Annotated in this window: 18 protein-coding genes and 1 tRNA gene; 9 read left to right on the top strand and 10 right to left on the bottom strand. The window is 45.8% G+C overall.

Translation table 11 applies throughout. The annotated features are described in order from the left end of the window. The first annotated feature begins 22 nt into the window (after window positions 1-22). The 3 genes from ACHA99_RS04670 to ACHA99_RS04660 all read left to right on the top strand — a co-directional run bounded on the left by ACHA99_RS04670 (window position 23) and on the right by ACHA99_RS04660 (window position 2145). Window positions 23-295, top strand: coding sequence for a hypothetical protein (locus ACHA99_RS04670; protein WP_393941344.1), 273 nt, complete (start codon window positions 23-25; stop codon window positions 293-295). Between the two features lie 97 nt (window positions 296-392). After that, window positions 393-1445 carry a hypothetical protein gene (locus ACHA99_RS04665; protein WP_393941342.1) on the top strand — a complete coding sequence of 351 codons (1053 nt, stop codon included), beginning with the start codon at window positions 393-395 and terminating at the stop codon, window positions 1443-1445. Window positions 1446-1536: 91 nt separating this feature from the next. Further along, window positions 1537-2145: a GIY-YIG nuclease family protein gene (locus tag ACHA99_RS04660; protein ID WP_393941340.1), complete on the top strand. Its 609-nt coding sequence runs from the start codon at window positions 1537-1539 to the stop codon at window positions 2143-2145. A 162-nt stretch (window positions 2146-2307) separates the two neighbouring features. Here ACHA99_RS04660 and ACHA99_RS04655 read toward each other — a convergent pair. Further along, window positions 2308-2383: transfer RNA gene (locus ACHA99_RS04655), tRNA-Lys, on the bottom strand. Window positions 2384-2496: 113 nt separating this feature from the next. Continuing rightward, window positions 2497-3723 (bottom strand): DNA cytosine methyltransferase, encoded by a 1227-nt coding sequence (locus ACHA99_RS04650; RefSeq protein ID WP_393941338.1) that lies wholly within the window; start codon window positions 3721-3723, stop codon window positions 2497-2499. Window positions 3724-4238: 515 nt separating this feature from the next. On the opposite strand from ACHA99_RS04650, the gene ACHA99_RS04645 reads away from it, so the two are divergent. Next, window positions 4239-4475 carry a helix-turn-helix domain-containing protein gene (locus ACHA99_RS04645; protein ID WP_393941336.1) on the top strand — a complete coding sequence of 79 codons (237 nt, stop codon included), beginning with the start codon at window positions 4239-4241 and terminating at the stop codon, window positions 4473-4475. A gap of 69 nt (window positions 4476-4544) precedes the next feature. On the opposite strand, the gene ACHA99_RS04640 is transcribed toward ACHA99_RS04645, so the two are convergent. The 4 genes from ACHA99_RS04640 to ACHA99_RS04625 all read right to left on the bottom strand — a co-directional run bounded on the left by ACHA99_RS04640 (window position 4545) and on the right by ACHA99_RS04625 (window position 7847). Continuing rightward, complete coding sequence (locus tag ACHA99_RS04640; protein WP_393941334.1) at window positions 4545-4805, bottom strand: hypothetical protein; 261 nt, start codon at window positions 4803-4805, stop codon at window positions 4545-4547. Between the two features lie 77 nt (window positions 4806-4882). Further along, window positions 4883-5215 (bottom strand): hypothetical protein, encoded by a 333-nt coding sequence (locus tag ACHA99_RS04635; protein WP_393941332.1) that lies wholly within the window; start codon window positions 5213-5215, stop codon window positions 4883-4885. A 195-nt stretch (window positions 5216-5410) separates the two neighbouring features. Continuing rightward, complete coding sequence (locus ACHA99_RS04630) at window positions 5411-6418, bottom strand: DUF1566 domain-containing protein (RefSeq protein WP_393941330.1); 1008 nt, start codon at window positions 6416-6418, stop codon at window positions 5411-5413. Window positions 6419-6545: 127 nt separating this feature from the next. After that, window positions 6546-7847: a DUF2628 domain-containing protein gene (locus tag ACHA99_RS04625; protein WP_393941328.1), complete on the bottom strand. Its 1302-nt coding sequence runs from the start codon at window positions 7845-7847 to the stop codon at window positions 6546-6548. Between the two features lie 167 nt (window positions 7848-8014). Between ACHA99_RS04625 and ACHA99_RS04620 the strand changes: the two genes are divergently transcribed. Next, window positions 8015-8260, top strand: coding sequence for a helix-turn-helix domain-containing protein (locus ACHA99_RS04620; protein WP_263164851.1), 246 nt, complete (start codon window positions 8015-8017; stop codon window positions 8258-8260). Here the strand turns inward: ACHA99_RS04620 and ACHA99_RS04615 are convergent. The 4 genes from ACHA99_RS04615 to modA all read right to left on the bottom strand — a co-directional run bounded on the left by ACHA99_RS04615 (window position 8257) and on the right by modA (window position 12407). Then, window positions 8257-9561, bottom strand: a complete 1305-nt coding sequence (locus ACHA99_RS04615) for a tyrosine-type recombinase/integrase (RefSeq protein ID WP_393941326.1) — start codon at window positions 9559-9561, stop codon at window positions 8257-8259. The genes ACHA99_RS04620 and ACHA99_RS04615 overlap by 4 nt on opposite strands. Window positions 9562-9797: 236 nt before the next feature. Further along, window positions 9798-10883 (bottom strand): molybdenum ABC transporter ATP-binding protein ModC, encoded by a 1086-nt coding sequence (modC, locus tag ACHA99_RS04610; RefSeq protein WP_263174492.1) that lies wholly within the window; start codon window positions 10881-10883, stop codon window positions 9798-9800. Then, on the bottom strand, window positions 10877-11614 hold the full coding sequence (gene modB / locus ACHA99_RS04605; protein WP_393941323.1) for a molybdate ABC transporter permease subunit: 738 nt from the start codon (window positions 11612-11614) through the stop codon (window positions 10877-10879). The genes modC and modB overlap by 7 nt, the downstream gene beginning before the upstream one ends. A 1-nt stretch (window position 11615) precedes the next feature. Then, entirely contained in the window at window positions 11616-12407 is a 792-nt protein-coding gene (gene modA, locus ACHA99_RS04600) for a molybdate ABC transporter substrate-binding protein (RefSeq protein WP_393941321.1), read from the bottom strand. Window positions 12408-12612: 205 nt separating this feature from the next. On the opposite strand from modA, the gene ACHA99_RS04595 reads away from it, so the two are divergent. The 4 genes from ACHA99_RS04595 (at window position 12613) to ACHA99_RS04580 (ending at window position 18543) form a co-directional block, all read left to right on the top strand. Beyond that, window positions 12613-13392, top strand: a complete 780-nt coding sequence (locus ACHA99_RS04595; protein WP_393941319.1) for a TOBE domain-containing protein — start codon at window positions 12613-12615, stop codon at window positions 13390-13392. 438 nt (window positions 13393-13830) lie between these two features. Further along, window positions 13831-15063: an efflux RND transporter periplasmic adaptor subunit gene (locus tag ACHA99_RS04590; RefSeq protein ID WP_393941317.1), complete on the top strand. Its 1233-nt coding sequence runs from the start codon at window positions 13831-13833 to the stop codon at window positions 15061-15063. Between the two features lie 2 nt (window positions 15064-15065). Continuing rightward, window positions 15066-17084: a MacB family efflux pump subunit gene (locus ACHA99_RS04585; protein WP_393941315.1), complete on the top strand. Its 2019-nt coding sequence runs from the start codon at window positions 15066-15068 to the stop codon at window positions 17082-17084. A 7-nt stretch (window positions 17085-17091) separates the two neighbouring features. Then, window positions 17092-18543, top strand: a complete 1452-nt coding sequence (locus ACHA99_RS04580) for an efflux transporter outer membrane subunit (protein ID WP_393941313.1) — start codon at window positions 17092-17094, stop codon at window positions 18541-18543. Window positions 18544-18568 lie beyond the last annotated feature (25 nt).

Genomic DNA, 18568 nt, shown 5'->3' with positions numbered 1-18568 from the left:
AATATGGAAAGGAAATGTAATTATGGAGTTACAGATATTAGAAACACAATGGGACTTCAGGACTGATACTTTAGGGTTCTCTGTTTCAGATGAAAATGGGAAATTTTATAATTGTGGCGTTACACGAATCGCAATAAATGACTATTACGATACTAATGATAGTATAGAGCAAGCAGAAATAAACTTTGACGAAAACCAAGATTATATCTTAGATCTTGCTTCTAATTTAATTGTTAATGGTCAAGCCAATGAAAGAGGTCACTACATCATTACTAGTGACATTATCGGTGTATAAGTGTACACATAACTCGTCGTTTCATCGTTTCATCGTTTTAGCGGTTCGCCTTTGGCGCACCTGAATTCACGCGTTATACATCATAGGAGTAGCGCTTGTGACTCGTGGCTATCTAGATAATCTTGTGGGTAGTCCAGCTTACGCTGAGTCGACAAAGAATTGGCACATCACGCTTCAGCAATCTTCTTGTTATTGGTACGACCTGATTGTTAATCCGCCGGACTTCGTAAATACCAAAGACAGCATTTCCTCGCAACTAGAAGACCTCAGGGCTACAGTCGAACAAACCCTAGAGAAACGATTTATTTACTTCTTTGCGTCCCGAACTAAAGTCCGCTTCGACGTTACGCGCCCGCCGAAATATTCATTTTGGAACAAGTGGATTATCATTACCCTTCTGGTAGGACGAGATAGAAAACGCTACAAAATCAAAATCAAATTCCAAAGCGCAGAAGGGCAAACGTTAACTCCCAGAATAGAGGTGTCTGAACGCTTTATCCGCATAATTCACTGCGCGAAGGTTTCACAAACATTCTCCATTCACGACTTCCTTCAAACCTTTGATATTTGGATCGGAATTTCTACACAGGTGCACTACGTAGGCATTACCAAAGATCCTGCCGACAGGCCTCTCAGCCGAAAGCATCGCGGTATCACAGATACACTGTACAATGTGTCAAATGAAGAGAACGATTTTTTTGTCTTCATAAACCTGTTTAAAGTAATGTCGAACGCAAAGAACAACGCCCATCAATTGCACTTCGTGGTTGCGAATTCAATGATTGACGAAATTCCTACTGAAGAAGAAGGTGTCGTCGTTGAAAGTGCGCTGATAGCGTACTTTGACTGTGCATCACAGCAGATCAACCGTGGAAATGAGCGTGCAAAATTAAGCAACAGACTCGCATTCCTTGCTGAGAAGCACAATATTCAAAGTGTCTCCGTGCATCTCGAAATGGAGTCCCCAAACGAATATTTTGCTTTCGGGTCAGATTCCATTTCGGTGGCACTCAGCCATACGTTCTTATTTCGCTATGCGAATGGAAAAATTGAAATGGAGCGCTTCGCCTCGGAAGATGAACTTCGAACTAGTCAAGATGAAGCCAATGACATAACTTTTCATTCGAGTGGATGTTCTACCTATTGGTGATCCCCTAATTCCAAATTTCATTATGTTACAAATTGCATTAAAGTTATAATTGTTTAAATTGATTTGTTTTTAAAAGGGAGTGGATTCCTAGATGAGCCGTGATGTAAAAGTGCAAAGAAGTAAGGCGCTTGAGAAGTTAATTACTGATGTTGGTGTTTATGCTCTCTGCGATTTAGATGGTATCCCTCTTTATATTGGGCAATCTGCTGATGGGATTAGAACGCGGGTACAAAGGCATCTTACGAGCGCAAGAAGTGATGTTATTGCTAACCGACAGCTCGATATATGGGAAGTAAGTGAGGTGTGGGCTTGGCCACTAGGTAAGAAGCTGACCAACATTTCAACTAAAGAGGAAAAAGGTACTCAGAAAAAAGCTATAAACGAATTAGAGAATTACCTAATTCATTTTTACAATGAAAAAAATCCCTTGGTTAACGGTAATTTGCCGGCAAAAACTTCAGACCTACCAAACATTCCAGAGAAACAAGTTGTGAAAATTATGTCTATTGAAGAAATCTCTTCTAGGCAAGATCCTGCACGAAGATTACCACGACAAATGGAGCACTTGACCCACCTGTTTAGCCATATTCTAGAAGTTAAAAACAACTCTGAGCAGCGTAGAATGTTGAGGGTACATTTTAATCGAACTCAGAAATACTACACCGAATTCATGAAAGAATCTGGAGAGGGAGAGATTTGATCATTTAAGGTTACTAGTCAGTGATTTGGTGGTGTGCGAGTACTACACCACTGAGTAATCAAATTTCTATGTAAATTGCTTTTATTTAGTCAGGAATTGAATTTAGATAGATATTTCTATTGGATTATAAAAAAATCTTGAGATGTGAAATCTATGAAGCTTTGGTGGGTCGTGAAGGATTCGAACCTTCGACCAATTGGTTAAAAGCCAACTGCTCTACCGACTGAGCTAACGACCCTCGTCAAAGTGGGGGCATGTTACCCTGAACATACCTCCTAGGCAAGAGGATATTTATGATTTTAGATACAAAATTGCATATTTTTGGCGTGTTAAAGTGTGATTGAGTGAAGTTTAACCTGCCAGTTTGTTTGTCTTCAGATCTAGCCTCGAAACGGTATTCAAATAATCGTTTCTCATCTCGTTCTGGTTGGTAATGAAGTATTCGTTCATTCTCTTTGCTAAAGGTGAGAGAAGATGCTTACTTAGGTATCTAACTGCTGGTACTGCTACTGCATCACCCATTGCTTTGTAGCCTTGGTTGTATGAACCAGGGATGACATAAGTATCACCAGCGCCCATTAGCCTTGCTGTTTCTTTTATTGATAGTAATCGTGTACCTAATTCACCATTTCGATAAATTACAAGGTACTGCCTGCTACTTCCCCCTGATGGTGTTCTTAAGCATCCTGCTACATTATCAAAGCGAATTTCTAATACTTGTTTACCATTTCTAATTCTTTTATAACCGGGAAAAACAGTATGACCTTTTTTAATGGCATCTTTTAGTTTGGCCATGTGGTTTTCAGGGATTAAGCTGATGTTGTGTTTTACTTTTTCTTCCGTATCGAAAGGTAGGTCTAACTCAATTAGTTCATCTAATCCTACTGTACGTTTTGTCGGAGGGTTTAAGTTCCACCACATCCAGTTTTGGACTTTCGTTGATACATTGATAATGGCCTTTGAGTGAGCCCAATTTGGCCCATCACAAATAAACCCATCAAGAGGGATGTTTTTATCGATGCCAATGACAAATACTCTTGGGCGAGATTGTGGCACCCAATTCACTGCATCCAACATTACAGCGCCCACGTTATACCCTCTAGATAACAATGAGTTGTGAAGAGCAATGTAATGCTCTCCTTGTTTGGAAGATACCAAACCAACCACATTCTCAGCCACTACTATAGGGGGTTTTTGTGACATTTCGTCTATTATGCGTAACCACTCCCAAACCATCCCACTTCGATTGCTCATAATACCATTCATATTTCCTGCTAAAGACAAATCTTGACAGGGGAAGCTTGCCCACGAAAGCTCATGAATTGGCAAATCCAATCCACTAACTTTTTCAATCGAATCGAGGTGAAAGACATCTGGGCTGTGGTTGGCTATGAAAACTTTTTGCTTCTTTACACAAATATCGTTTGCCCACACAGTTTCGAATTCAGCTTTGATTGCTTCAGATACAAGGCCGCTACCTGCAAAAAAATCGACACATCTAAACTTAGAATTATCATTTGATATTGAGACTATATCATTTGTAGCGTATTGAATTTTAATGCCATTTCTCATTTTCATAATATTGTGTCTATTCTTGCTTCTGATAAGAAGTGTGAATTCGGGAGGCTAAGTGCAATCAAAAGAGTTTTTTCGATCTTACATGAGTGAGCTCGCCAGTTGCACCATTTTTGTTTGCTTTTGGATTCTGCGTTGACATGTAAAGTAGACAATAGCCTTATGTGCTTAATAGTATTACAGTAGTTCTAAGATATCTAATTAGGTTGAAGTACTTCAGATCGCAAATTACATTTGACTGTAAGGTTAGTGAGCTGACGCAATTTGTTGCAGATGCGCTGCTAATTCTGATGAACTTTAAGTTGCCATTACTTCGTTCTCTTCACCCGCGTATATTTCTGGCTCAGTTTCAGTTCCTTCATTGGTCGCCGTAATCACGACATAACATTTTGGTTCATATTCTCGTTTTTCTGGCCTTAGCATCGGATCTTAATCACTATCGTATGTGACTCATCGTCCGTTGTGCCTAAGACACAGATTTGGGAACATCCTATCTTTTGTTATGTATGGGGCTGGCTATGAGTATTAAACAGGCAACAGCGTTAACTTTGAAGCAATTGCGCAACGAGGTTGGACTAAGCCAAGAACAATTGGCAAGGAAGTCTGGCATTGATCGCACTTACATTTCTGGAGTTGAACGCTCAGTTCGCAACATAACCCTTGATTCGCTCGAAGGCCTAATTGATGCGTTAGGTGTGACTTATGAAGAGTTTATCCGTAGATTACATATTGAGCTGATTAAACAGGGGTCATAGCTGCTCAGTTTGAGTTACTTTTATAGGCTGTTTTCATCTCAGGCAATGCGTAGTATCAAAGTAATGGAGTTAACCCAACTCATTAACTAACACAATCATTGAGTTATCGTACTTTTTATTTCCTTGAATAACTCTATTTGCTTCATTTTCGGCAGCGTACCAAGCCTGACCCAGTTTAGAATCACGATCCTGCTTGTAGGCGGCATAACATTCTTCGGGGTCTAAATCGTGTTCCTCAAAGTAAAGAACAGCTAATTCTAATCCCTCTTGCGCTAGATAGTCAGGAACATCACCAACTCCTTCAGCGCCTAATTCAAATTTATCCATCATTGTTTTTCCTATGTTTTCTTTCAATTGAGGCGTTTGCAACAGTCGTCGCTAAATCGCTCAGGATTGTGGTCCCATGATTAATGGGCTGAGGCTAACTGTCTCAGATATGCCGTTAATTCAGAAGGGCTTTCAGTCGCCAATACCACTTCGCTATCCTCACCCGTGTAGATTTCTGGGTCAGCCTCTGTACCTTCATTGATTGCCGTCATCACAAGATAGCGTTCTTGGCCGAGTTCGCGGCTATCAGGTTCTTCATAGTCGACCCAAAGGACAAGGTACTGAGAACCTGCTTTAAAGGTAAAGCTTGGGCTGACATCATTGTGCCAACTCTTATCTATCAACCAAGGAAAATCTGCGAGGTTAAAGCCTAAATTAAAGTTTTCACCAAACTCGCGTTTATAGTGTGTCATTTCAAGCTCCTGAGTTTTATGTCGGTATCCTATCATTTGAAACCATCTAATGGCGAGGGTATGACAGGACAATGGCTTGTTGATATTGCCAGTCTCTTATTTACAGAAAGGTATTCATTTCAAAAGGTAATCTTTGGACTGGAAGTGGTAGGCATTGCTGCGCTTTACCTGCAATGCCCACCTGATTGGTTATTGTTATTTAGAGACGTTTCTTATTAACCTAACATGCATGTTAACGACTGAATAATTCCAACTCCCGTATCCATGTGCAAAATTAATGTTCCATGCATACCCAATATTGATAACATTGCCGCTTGCGGTAGATGTCCAGAATGGTGCGGCGGGAGTTTGTGGAAACGCAGCTTGTGCAATAACTGGACTGTCAAAATCACCCTCACATACCCTATCGCCAACCTTCCAATATCTTGGTTTGCCTGATGAGCAGTAAGTGAGTAAATTCAGCTCATCTTTTGTCGGTAAGCGCCAATCGGAGTAATTACCATCTGAGTATGACATTGCGTTTGCAACCGCCCAAGTGAAGCTGCTTGCCTTACCTTGGCAACTCTTGTTCTGCCATGTTTGCCCGATACTGCAACGCATCCACATCTGATTGGACAACAAGTCTGTAATGGTGCCATCGCCATTATCAAGATAACGCGTAGCAAGCGAACCATCACCAGTTGGGGTAAATGTAGCATTGATTTGGCAATCTGATGTCACTGTGCCTGTGGTGTACTCATTGTTATTGAGCGTACCGTTACAGCCTGTGACGGATTCAATTTGATAGCCGATGTTCGTTGAGATAGTAAAGCTGGTATTGGTGTTGTAACTGACATCAATACTCTCGGGACTGATTTTGCCTCCGGTTGTTGCTTGCGTGGTGATTTTGTACGTGCTGAGTTTGAAAGATACGGTGACTGCACACTGGGCATTTATGACCGCTGTTGTATAGCTGTTTTGGGTTAATGCGCCGCCGCAACCACTGATATCATCGATTTGATAGCCGGTATCGGGTGTCACGGTGAAGGTCGTTGCATGGCCCGATTCAACCATGTTGATTGCTGGGCTGATTTTCCCGCCAAGGCTTGCGGTTGCAGGGATGCTGTAGACCGTTGGGGTGACTTGTCCGTTGTCATCGTTGCTGTCACCCTCCGAGCCGCCACAGCCAGCGAGTAATGTTGTTGCAAGTATGCTTAAAAGCAATGTGTTTGCCTTTGATTGTGTTGTCTTTGACGACGTTATGGCGAGTTTGATGCTTGCGTGTATGCAATTATTCATAGATGTTCCCTGTTATGTTGTCCTGATTAAAGCAGGCAGTTGGTCGTGATGATTACTTCGTTACTTGATTGATGAGGATGTTTTCTGGTGTGAATATTTCGCCGATAGCCTTGTTGAGTGAGTTACTGTAGATGTCATCTAGGGCATTGTTGGCGGTGATATACGGGGTGTACTCTTTACCTTCTCCCAATGACAGTTGCCACCTTGCGGTATTCACTTCAAAGGTATCGTCGAGATTGATGAGGAACTGAATCGTCAATGATGCGCGTGTGACCTGAGAGATAAAGGCTTCATCGACTTTTCCAGTTACCGCTTCAGAGGCTTTTTGACCCACTTGCTTGAAGTGTTTCAGCTTCATATTGCAGGTATATACAACAGTGGTAATGCCATTACTGGCTTCTTGCTCGCCCCAAGCTGTGCTGGCGCAAGGCGTCCATTTATCAAACGCCTGACCTATGTTGGTTTGCTTATAGTCTTCGAGGAACCCCTCTTTTACATAGATAATATTTAATGGTTCACCGAAACGAATGCCGAGAATGATTAAGACGATAAGGAACGCAACAAACGTAATAACCGCAGAGGCTATGATACCTAACCAGCCCGTCATCCACTTTGGCATCCAAGGCCATGTGGTTTCACCAAGCTTGTAATAACGGTAATAGTCATAATTAGCCGTAAGACCAAAGACAATAGAATTGATGATAAAAGGAAGCTTGCTCAGGTTCTTGTCAGTAATGAGTGATGCAACTGCTATGATTATCAGGTTCAGCAGCATTAGCATGAGAAACAGATAAATGCCTTTCTTCCACATGCCCTTAGCGAAGTAGTACCCCGAGCCAAACACAAAAGCGAGCGCATTCATGTTAACCACATTCTGCCCCTTTAATTGTTCCTTTTTAGGCCTTGAGGTATGTGCAGGACTTTTTGCTGAAGCAAAATAGCCCAACTTGTCAGCTTGTCTAAGGTCAAATTCAGCAAACACCTTTTGCCAGCCTTTACTTAAATCATCATAGGACTTCACTGTAGGCTTGGTGGCCGTAGACGGCTTAGTCTCAATCGATGGCTTCGCTACTTGTTGTGGTGTAACTGGGGCGGTGGCTACAGGGACTGCCGTTGCGGCTTGAGTTGTCACGGGCTTGATGTAGGTAATGATACCCACACCGTTCAGCTTGGCTTTTAGTGCGTTAGCCTCACTTTCGCTCAGAGCTTTCTTAATGCATATCGGATTACCTGAGAACAACAGATGTGCTTTTTCCTCGGGGACTTTTAGAAACTTTGCCAGTGCCTGACTCAGCTTATGGCGGTCTTTTCCTTCTGCTATCTCACCTTTAAAAATGACGTTGTAGGAGTTCATTACCTTTCCTTGTAATACGGGTTGAGCTATAGGCTTTACTAGGTCAAGTAGACCTATGTTTGCTCAAGGGTTTAAATGAGGATTATATGCACCAAATGCGGATTATAATCCGTGGTTAGTTGGTAAGCAAATTCCCATAGTGGTTGCCTTGTGACGAAGGAGACACTATGAAAACATTAGCGACTGAATTTGGTCATGCGATGCGTAAAATGAGAAAGCACAAAGGCTTGTCTCAAGATGAATTGGCGTTACGTGCAGAGATTGACCGCAGTTATATCGGCCGTATAGAACGAGCTGAGGCGAACATCACGCTCGATATGTTGTACAAGATTGCAGAGGTGCTCGACTGTGAGCCACATGAGTTGCTACCGAGTCGAACATCACTAAAAGGTCAGGTGTTACCTAAATCTTAAATACAGCCTCGCTGTTTGTAGCTGGCTTGCCACTCTTTAAACAGCTCAGTCAGTCTTGCTTCATTTTGCTTACCACCAGACGCTCTTTTGGCTCTTACTTTGGATTTAGCTTTGCCTTTGCCTAGGTCAACACCCGACAGCTCTTTACTGTACATCTTCGGCGTCACGTGGCTGTAGTGCTGTTCAATCATGGCAATGCTAGTGCCACATTGTTTAGCCAATACTTCCATGCTGACGTTACCTGATATCAGTTGCCAAGTAATGTAGGTATGGCGCAATGAGTAAAGTGTTCTAACGCCATGGGGTGATGACTTTAAACCTGCCGCTTTTATCGCTTTATCAAAGGCTTTACCGAGTTCATTGGTTTCACTTCCGTCGACTAAGCGAAACAGCTTGTCAGAAGGCTTTCTGTTTGGGAAACGCTCTCGTAACTCTTGAACGCTGGAGAAAATTTCATCACGGCAAACCACTTCTCGGACGCCCGTGTGTTTGACTGTTTTCCCCTTGGTCACAGTGATATAGAAGATAATATTGTGCTCATTGGTATCGATGTGGATGTCACCCCATGTCAGGCTTTCCATTTCTGTTCCTGGTCGAATACCTGTGTTCACCGCAAACTCCATATAGTCCATCAGTAGCTCACGAATTTGGCGGGTTTTCTCTTTACGGCTGTTTTGCTCAAGCTGATATACAGCATCGAATGCTTTGTCGTATTCCTCTGGTGAAAAATGCGCGCGACGTTGTGATTCAACCCCTTTGGTAGATAGTGAGGGGACTTGTGCTGCCAGCATCCACTTACAATCTACGGCTTCCTTAAACACTAATTGCAGGGCTGCGTTGTGGTTCAGTAGCGTTGATTTTGCGGGTTTCCGGCCAAGTAACTTTTCACGCCATTCATCAAAATCACGCAGCTTTTCATTATTAATCGAAGTGATGAAAGTGCGATCGAAGAAGGGGATATGGTACTTGCGAAGCACCTGAATGTAGGTCGTAAACTTGTGATTTTTGTCTTTGTCTTTGTCCTTCTCCTTTTTGATAATATCTGCCATGGTATTAATGGTTTTTTCAGCCACATCACGAAAGCGCTTGGAACTCACCAGTTGATTACGGTCTGCCATAAATTGGTATTCGATTTGAATCCGATAGGCCATACCAATGGCTTTCTCTTTTTCTTTCTGCTTGGTGGCTTTAGAGTGCCACTTACCAGCCACTTTGATGCGGGCATACCAACGCTCGCTGTTATCTTGTTTATAGACGTATAATTCGTCTGAAATGTCATGCCGTTCGACTTGTTTGCTCATGGTCTGATTCTGATGCTATTTTGCAAAGAATTTGCAAAGTTTGTACTTGTGTCGTAACTATATGAAAAGTAATAGTGATATTACAAGCGTTCTATTCAAAATTCCCCGCCCTTAAAAGCGTGCCAGTTCGAGTCTGGCCACTGGTACCAAATCCTTCTGATGAAGGAACTAAAACCGACCTAGAGTCGGTTTTTTTGTGCCTGAAATTTGGTTTTCGCTCGGTGCTCTAGGTTGAGCTAGTGGGATTCGGCGATATCCATTTGCGTCATAGTCACGCCTTTGATTTGTGCATAAATCGCTTTTCCATGAGTGAGTTGCAGTTCGTCGCAGGCCCAAGGGGTGATGTTGGCCCAAAGTTCATCACGGCCTAGGGCGATTTTTAATTGGATTTGCTCGCCGTTATCACTGGGGTATAACTCTTTAATTTCTCCCTTTAGCAGGTTGCGGATACTTGAGCCTTTGGGGAGCTCAGTGCAAACCGAGACATGATTTGCCTGAATACGCACTTTGAGTTTCTTTGCCGTTTCAGCCAGGTAGCCACTTACCCACAAATAGTTTCCATCATCCATCACGAGTCGAGTCATGGGGTAGTCGGGATGTCTGTCGGCGACCTTTGCACTGAGGAGTGAGCTGAGTTCCTGCAATGGCACCCAAGGGCGCATTTGCTCGCTATTCCACACTTCACTTAAGGCCCCTTGGGCGATCAATTTCCCCTGATGCAGCACCAGCATATAATCCGCCAGTTGTAAGATCTCATCTAGGCTGTGGCTCACATACACTATCGGCAGTTTTAGTTCCTGCGATAAGGTTTGCAGGTAGGGCAGCAACTCGCGTTTACGGGGTAAATCGAGTGACGCTAGCGGTTCATCCATCAACAGCATATCGGGCGATGTCAGCAGGGCACGGCCAATGGCAACCCGTTGTTTTTCACCGCCCGATAGCGTGCTGGGATAACGACTGAGGAGTTTTTCAATCCCTAGTAGTTGCACAATTCTATCGAACAAGACTGGGTTAGCTGTACGCATACCATAGTTGAGATTGCCCTTCACGCTATAGTGCGGGAACAGTCGTGCTTCTTGAAATACATAGCCAATTTGGCGCTTCTCTGGGGGAAGGTTCACTTTGCCTTGTTGATAAAGCAGTTTGTCGCCGAGGCGGATTTCACCGCTATCTGGGGTCGAAAGCCCGCCAAGTAGGTTCACTAGTGAGGTTTTACCCGCACCCGAGCGGCCAAAAACGGCTGTCACGCCCTGCAATGGCAATTGGGTATCGACTTTCAGTTGCAGTTGTCCGAGTCGTTTTTCAATATTGATTGTTAACATACGCTTGCCGTCCTCTGCAGGGCTTTTTTACTCAGCCATTGAGAGGTGAGTAAAGATGCTAGTGCGATCACTATCGAGATAATGCATAGACGCATGGCCTGATATTCGGCCCCTGGGGTTTCAATAAAAGAGTACATGGCGAGCGGAATTGTACGAGTTTCACCGGGAATATTAGAAACGAAGGTAATAGTCGAGCCAAATTCCCCTAGGCTGCGAGCAAAGGCGATAATCATGCCTGACACTATCCCTGGAGAGGTGAGCGGCAGTGTGATGGTGAGAAATACTCGCCATCGACTGCTACCTAAAGTGCGTGCGGCCTGCTCGAGTCGAATATCAACAGTTTCAAAGGATTGGCGTATGGCTCTGACCATCAGCGGGAATGACACTATCGCCGCCGCGAGGGCAGCACCGCGCCAACTAAAGCTAAAACTGATGCCAAACCAATTAAATAACCACTGGCCGATAAAACCTTGGCGGCCCATGCTGATCAGCAAGAGGTAACCCACTACCACGGGCGGTAACACCAGTGGTAGATGGAGCACACTGTCAAATATAGCCTTGCCAGGAAACTCGACTCTGGCCAGCACCCAAGCGCATAAAATGCCCAAGGGTAAACTGGTGATAACGGCAACGGATGACACCTTTAAACTGAGTAGTAGTGCGGCAATTTCATAGTCGCTTAAAAGAGAGCCACTTAGCAGAGAGCCGCTTAACAAAGAACCACTCAGCACCCTAATTCACTCCAAAGCCATATTTCTCAAACACATTTTTTGCGCTTGGGCCCTGCAGATACTCATTGAACGCTTTGGCGCTTGCAGTCGATTCTTGTTTGACTAAGGCGATAGGGTATTCAATTGGGCTGTAACTCGTTTCTGGGAAGGTGCCAACGATTTTGATCTTTTGGGCGACTTTCGCATCGGTTGAATACACTATGCCTAGCGGTGCTTCACCCTGTTCGACTAAGGCGAGGGCGGCGCGGACATTGTTAGCGCGGGCGAGTAATGGCTCTGCGACTTGCCATAGCTTAAGGTTTTCGAGGGCTTGCTTGGCATATTGTCCAGCGGGCACATGATCAGGGTCGCCAACAGCCATACGGCCGCCTTTTAATGCGGTTTTAATATCCCAATCGCCATTGAGCACCACTTCTGTGATGGGACTATTTTTCTCGGCAATCAAGACCAAGGTATTTTTTAGTAAGGTTTTACGACTGTTAACATCGACCGCTTTAGCATCGACCAGATAATCCATCCACTTTTGATTGGCCGAGACAAACAGATCTGCGGGCGCACCATTAGCCACTTGTTTTGCCAGTGTTGAAGAAGAGGCGAAGGAGAAGACCACCTTAGTATGGTGTTCTTTTTCATATTGCTGGCCGATTTCGTTAAGGGCATTGGTGAGCGATGCCGCTGCAAAAACAGTCACTTGCTCATTGTCTGCCGCAAAAATTGGGCTAGATGTCAGTACCATTGTGAATAATGAAGCCGTGGTAAAACGCAGTAATTGCTTAAGGTGAATGGATTTCATTGTATTCCTCCGTGATAAAAAGTGATCGATATATACCAATATACATATCGATCATTCAAGCCCTAAACAATCAATTAGTGATCTGTGTGCGGTTTCTTGCGGATTAATGGTATTGATTCGCTGAAATATCTCGGCAATCTTATTGGTATCCTCAAGACGATGAAGGACAATAGGACTCAAGTCAGACTTGGGTGCGGGATAAACGATGGATTTACATGCATTACTTACGCTTTCCCTCGGGGATAAGCCCTTCGCCAATCCTAGGCGGATAAGCCTGCTTGAGCAGGTCGCCAACACCGGCTCGATCAGCCAAGGCGCCAAGCTTGCGGGGATCAGCTATAAAGCGGCGTGGGACGCGATCAATGAGATGAACACCGCTATGCCCGAACCCGTAGTGTGTAGCGAAAAGGGCGGCAAAGGCGGTGGCGGCGCGAAACTCACCGAATTTGGCGAGCGTTTGCTCAAGGTGTATTCCATCACCTCCCAAGTACAAGCAATGGCCTTGGCCGCCTTGCTTGATGAGTCCGTCGACATGCACAGTTTATTGGATGTGATGGCGCATTTCTCACTCAATACTAGCGCCCGTAATCAGTTAACGGGTCGTATCAATGGCATTGATTCATTTGGATTAAATGACGAAATCAGCGTGACCTTAGCGGGCGGGCAACAGATTCAGATTTCAGTGACCCATTCGAGCCGCGAACGCTTGCAGTTAGCCATGGATAAATCTGTGTTGTTACTGTTTAAAGCGCCCGCTGTACTGGCGACGACTCATGCTTGCGAAGTAGATGGGCAAAATTGCCTCAGCGGCCGTTTGCTGAGCGTGACTGAACTTGGTGGTAAGGCCGAATTAGCTATAGATATTGATGGTAAAGACATCATCTATTCAGTGATGCCACTGACTCAAACGCAGGCGTTGGCTGTCGGCGAACCATGTTTCGCCTGTTTTGATGCCACGCAGGTGATCCTCGCCAGCATGAATTAGCCGGATGGAGTGATTAATTCGGTTAATCATTGGGTTATTCACTGGGGATGGCCTGTGACTTGGTGTTATTGTTTTCGCAATGGGTTGGTGGGGAATCTAATGGTTTCTTTTGTTTGCAAACACGACGTTGATTTTTATTGAAAAATAATTAAGCGAAGAATAACGAGTATTGCTTAAATTATACGGCTGTAAAATATAGACCCCGACAATTTATCACCTAACGATTTGGTATCGCGCTAAATCGGCATCGCTGCCTAAGCACTACTCAGCCGTACTTGGCATGCAAATTTCTACACAGATATTTGCAAATCTTTACCTGTTAACGACACTTCCTTCGTCTACTGTCTTTGGCTAACTCTATATACTGTTGGAACAATTTCAGTTCCCTAGCAAGATGCATGCTTGCTGTCTTTAGCATTGATGGACACGACAATACCGATGAAAAAATCCTCAAAGCGTAAATTGCTGCTCGCGTTAAGCGGCTTAATCCTCCTGAGTGGCGGTGCTTATTTTATGTGGCATAAGCCTGAAACGGCACCTGCCTATGTGACAGAAGCGGTGCGCCGTGGCGATATCGAAAACTCAGTGCTGGCCAATGGCATGTTGCAGGCATCCAAACTGGTGAGTGTGGGCGCGCAGGTATCGGGGCAAATCTTAAGTTTGCCGCTGGCACTGGGGGATGAAGTAAAGAAAGGCGATTTAATTGCTCAAATTGACAGTCTAGCGCAGCAGAATAATTTGAAGGATGCCCTCGCATCACTCAAGAGTATCAATGCCCAGTTCCGCGCCAAACAGGCGCAGATCCGCCAAGCCAAGTTGGAGTTCAGCCGCCAGCAGCAAATGCTTGCCGATAAGGCAAGTTCCCGCGCCGATTATGAAGTGGCCGATGCTAATTTAACGGTTTATCAAGCCGAGCTTGAGCAATTAGAAGCGCAAAAACAACAGGCTGAGATTAACGTCGACAGTGCCCGAATCGATTTAGGTTATACCAAAATCACCGCGCCGATGGATGGCACTGTGGTGTATTCGGCGGTGGAAGTGGGGCAAACCGTTAACGCTAATCAAACGACGCCGACGATAGTGGAAATGGCGCAGCTGGATACCATGACAGTAAAAGCACAGATTTCCGAAGCCGATGTCGTCAATGTCCATCCGGGTCAAGCCGTATATTTCACGGTTCTTGGTAAGCCGAATCATCCCTACCGTGGCATCTTGAGGGCGATTGAACCTGGACCGATTTCGATGGATGGCGACGATAGCAATATGAGCTCTAGCGACTCAGACGCCATTTATTACCATGGGTTATTCGATGTTGAAAACCCAGACCGCACCTTGCGTATCGGCATGACGGCGCAGGTGTCCATAGTGTTAGCTAAGGCCGATGATGCGCTATTAGTGCCTGCGCAAATATTACGTATAAAGCCGAGGGAGAAATCAGCGTCTCCAGAGGCTAAGTCTGGCGAGCCTAAAGCCCGCAGTGGCCCGCAATATCAAGTGCCTGTACTAGTCGATAACCAAGTGCAATATGTGGATGTCACGGTTGGGATCAACAACAAAATCAATGCCGAAATCATCGCGGGCTTGAAAGAAGGCGATCAGGTCGTGCTTGGCATGCCGTCCGCCGATGATGGCAGCAGCAAATTCCGTCGTCCACCTAGCGTGAGGTTTTAACAGTGACAACGGCATTACTTGAAATTTCAGGTTGTTATCGCACTTTTCAGGCGGGTGAGCAGCAACTCACTGTGCTGAAAGATGTGAACCTGTCGATTGGCCGTGGCGAGATGGTGGCGATAGTAGGCGCTTCTGGCTCGGGTAAATCGACCCTAATGAACATTCTTGGTTGTTTAGATAAGCCGTCAAAGGGCGCGTATTGTATCAATGGCCAAGATACCTCAACGATGGACGTGGATGAGTTAGCGCAGCTGCGCCGCGAGCACTTTGGCTTTATCTTTCAGCGTTATCATTTACTGGGCGATTTGACCGCCATAGGCAACGTCGAAGTGCCCGCCGTGTATGCGGGTAGAGAACGCACGGTTCGTAAAGACAGAGCCGAGCATTTGTTAACGCGTTTAGGCCTTGGCGACAGGCTCGACCATAAACCCAATCAGCTCAGTGGTGGTCAACAGCAGCGGGTCAGTGTGGCGCGCGCCTTGATGAATGGCGGCGATGTGATCCTTGCCGATGAGCCGACTGGTGCGCTGGATAGTCACAGTGGTGAAGAAATGATGCAGCTGTTGCAGGAGCTGCACAGCGACGGTCATACCATCATTATCGTGACCCACGATATGCACGTGGCCCAATATGCCGACCGCATTATCGAAATCAAAGACGGCGTGATCATCAGCGATGAGCGCAGTCAGGATAAACAGACGGCTAAGCCGCAAAGCTCGACGTCGCAAAGCTCAACGTTACAAAATACGGCGTCACAAAAGCCTAACGGTGCAGTGGCAGCAAAAGATGGCTCGCGTGCGCGGGTGGCTTCGTGGGACAGATATGTCGAAGCACTTAAAATGGCGCTGGTGGCGATGTCGACCCACAGGTTACGTACCTTCTTGACTATGCTCGGGATTATTATCGGTATCGCCTCTGTGGTTTCTGTGGTGGCCTTAGGTGAAGGCTCGCAGCAGGCCATCCTCAAAAGTATCAGTTCGATGGGGACTAACACGATTGATATTCGCCCCGGTTCTGGTTTTGGCGATAGACGCTCGGCGCGGGTGCGCACCTTAACCGCAACGGACGCCAATGCCCTTAAAAATCTGCCCTATGTTGATAGCGTGACGCCAAGCATTGGCTCTACTGCAACGGTTCGTTTTGGTAATAAAGCGGTATCGGCATCGGTGAATGGTGTGGGGCCTGAGTTTTTCCGTGTAAGAGGGTACGAGTTAGCGCAGGGCCAATTTTGGGATGATGCAAGTGTCGCATCGCTCGCCCAAGATGCGGTGATTGATGACAACACCCGTAAGGAGCTTTTTCCTAACAGCGCTGCCGACAATAACTCGGCGATAGGGCAAGTGATTTTCCTCGGAGATTTACCCGTACGTATCATAGGTGTGACTCAACCCAAAGAAAGTGCTTTTGGTAACAGCGATGCGCTTAATGTGTGGGTGCCTTACACCACAGTTTCTGGCCGTATGGTGGGTAAAAATTATTTGGATGGCATTACCGTTCGACTCGATGAAACTGTGCCGAGTAACGCGGCGGAGCAGGGCATTATCGCGCTGCTTAAAATGCGCCACGGCACGCAAGATTTCTTCACCATCAATACCGATACCATTAGGCAGAACATCGAAAAAACCACAGCAACCATGACCTTACTGATCTCGGCTATCGCGGTGATTTCCCTTGTCGTTGGCGGAATTGGGGTGATGAATATTATGTTAGTGTCTGTGACTGAGCGGACCCGTGAAATCGGTGTTCGTATGGCGGTGGGTGCGCGCCAGAGTGATATTTTGCGCCAGTTCCTTATCGAAGCCATTTTAGTGTGTTTGTGCGGTGGCACCTTAGGCATCGCCTTGTCCTACTTGATTGGCGTGGTGTTTGCTCAAACGGGAGGCAGTTTCCAAATGATTTATTCCACCACCTCCATCGTTGCCGCCTTTGCCTGTTCGACCTTAATTGGTGTGCTATTTGGTTTCTTACCCGCCCGCAATGCGGCGCAGTTAGATCCCGTTGATGCATTAGCCAGAGAGTAATAACACCATGAATACTAAACTTTTTAATCAGCCATTTTCGCTTCGTAGCAGTACTATTGCTGTAGGCGTGGCTTTGGGAATCGCTTTGCTAAGTGGCTGCGGCAGTGTTATGCGTTCAGACTTTGAACCGCCTGCATTGGCAATTCCAGAACAGTGGCAACACACCACAGTGAACGAGCAAGTAAAAGTCGACCCTTGGTGGCAGCAGTTTCATCAGCCCGAGCTCGATAAGCTGGTCAGCCAAGTGTTGATCACTAACAATGACTTAACCCTGGCGACCTTAACGCTGCGTAAAGCACGCTTGCAGGCAGGGCTAACGCGGGATGATCTATACCCACAGTTATCGGCAAACCTTGACGCTTCCCGTAATCAGCCATTTGAGGGTGGCGATGCGACTAAGAGTTATCAAGCGAAATTGTCCGTGAGTTATGAGGTGGACTTGTGGGGCAAAGTGTCGGCCAATATCGACCAAGCTCAATGGGCTGCGCTGGCGAGCGCCGAAGATAGAGAAAGTACCACCCAAAGCCTAGTGGCGACCACCGCATCCTTGTATTGGCAGATAGGTTATTTAAATCAACGGATTGATTTAAGCCAAAAGAGTATCGAGTACAGTCAGCAAACGCTGGCATTAACCCAAAGGCAGTATGATTCTGGGGCCGTGACGCAAGTGAATGTGCTCGAAGCTCAGCGCAGTATGGCGGGACAAGAGGCTGCTCATAGCCAGCTTATTCAGCAATTAACTGTGGCTAAAAATGCTCTCGCGATATTACTGAATCAGGCACCTGCAGCTGTTCCTGCGCAGAGTTTAGCCTCAGGGGGAACTTGGGTTGAGATTAAACAGCTCCCCGATATGGCGGTGCCGGACGTTAGCGTGGGTGTACCCGCAGATTTGTTAGTGAGACGCCCAGATGTGAAGGCCTCCTTGTATCAACTGCGCTCCGCCTTGGCGAGTAAAGATGCGACCTATGCGAGTTATTTCCCAAGCCTGAGTTTAACCGGCGGTGTTGGGGAGTCGACCTCTGAGTTAAAAGAGTTGTTACGCAATCCCGTTGGCAGTTTAGGCGCAGGGCTAGTCTTGCCCTTTTTGCAGTGGAATCAAATGCAAATCAATAATGACATTGCCGATATCGATTATCAAACCGCAGTGGTGAATTATCGCAAGACGCTTTATTCCGCCTTTGAAGATGTCGATAACGCGATTTCGGCTAAGCAGCAATATCGCTATCAAGGGGAGAAATTGGCGCAGCAATTCAGTGCCGCGGCAGCCGTTGAAGCCATTTATGAGAGCCAGTACCGCAATGGCGCTATCGGTATTCAGAATTGGATTGATGCCCAAGAGAATCGTCGCAGCGCCGAGGCGGCTTTACTCGAGAATCGCTATAACCAACTCACCGCCCAAGCGACGCTTTATCAAGCCCTTGGCGGCAGCGATATCGCTCCGCCTTTGGCAAAGGAATAGCGCATTTTTGTAAAAGCATCACAGC

The sequence above is a fragment of the Shewanella sp. S23-S33 genome (genome assembly GCF_043359565.1).
In the GTDB taxonomy this organism is placed as follows: Bacteria; Pseudomonadota; Gammaproteobacteria; order Enterobacterales; family Shewanellaceae; genus Shewanella; species Shewanella oncorhynchi.
The sequence above is the reverse complement of the archived record's forward strand: the minus strand, read 5'-3'. Positions and strand labels throughout refer to the sequence as shown.

Excerpts from the sequence above, each read along its gene's own strand:
- ACHA99_RS04620 (WP_263164851.1), top strand. The coding sequence starts at position 8,015 with ATGAAAACATTAGCGACTGAATTTGGTCATGCGATGCGTAAAATGAGA.
- modC (WP_263174492.1), bottom strand. The coding sequence starts at position 10,883 with ATGTTAACAATCAATATTGAAAAACGACTCGGACAACTGCAACTGAAA.
- ACHA99_RS04635 (WP_393941332.1), bottom strand. The coding sequence starts at position 5,215 with ATGACACACTATAAACGCGAGTTTGGTGAAAACTTTAATTTAGGCTTT.
- modA (WP_393941321.1), bottom strand. The coding sequence starts at position 12,407 with ATGAAATCCATTCACCTTAAGCAATTACTGCGTTTTACCACGGCTTCA.
- ACHA99_RS04670 (WP_393941344.1), top strand. The coding sequence starts at position 23 with ATGGAGTTACAGATATTAGAAACACAATGGGACTTCAGGACTGATACT.
- ACHA99_RS04595 (WP_393941319.1), top strand. The coding sequence starts at position 12,613 with ATGGATTTACATGCATTACTTACGCTTTCCCTCGGGGATAAGCCCTTC.
- ACHA99_RS04615 (WP_393941326.1), bottom strand. The coding sequence starts at position 9,561 with ATGAGCAAACAAGTCGAACGGCATGACATTTCAGACGAATTATACGTC.
- ACHA99_RS04650 (WP_393941338.1), bottom strand. The coding sequence starts at position 3,723 with ATGAAAATGAGAAATGGCATTAAAATTCAATACGCTACAAATGATATA.
- ACHA99_RS04580 (WP_393941313.1), top strand. The coding sequence starts at position 17,092 with ATGAATACTAAACTTTTTAATCAGCCATTTTCGCTTCGTAGCAGTACT.
- ACHA99_RS04590 (WP_393941317.1), top strand. The coding sequence starts at position 13,831 with ATGAAAAAATCCTCAAAGCGTAAATTGCTGCTCGCGTTAAGCGGCTTA.
- ACHA99_RS04660 (WP_393941340.1), top strand. The coding sequence starts at position 1,537 with ATGAGCCGTGATGTAAAAGTGCAAAGAAGTAAGGCGCTTGAGAAGTTA.
- ACHA99_RS04625 (WP_393941328.1), bottom strand. The coding sequence starts at position 7,847 with ATGAACTCCTACAACGTCATTTTTAAAGGTGAGATAGCAGAAGGAAAA.
- ACHA99_RS04640 (WP_393941334.1), bottom strand. The coding sequence starts at position 4,805 with ATGATGGATAAATTTGAATTAGGCGCTGAAGGAGTTGGTGATGTTCCT.
- ACHA99_RS04645 (WP_393941336.1), top strand. The coding sequence starts at position 4,239 with ATGAGTATTAAACAGGCAACAGCGTTAACTTTGAAGCAATTGCGCAAC.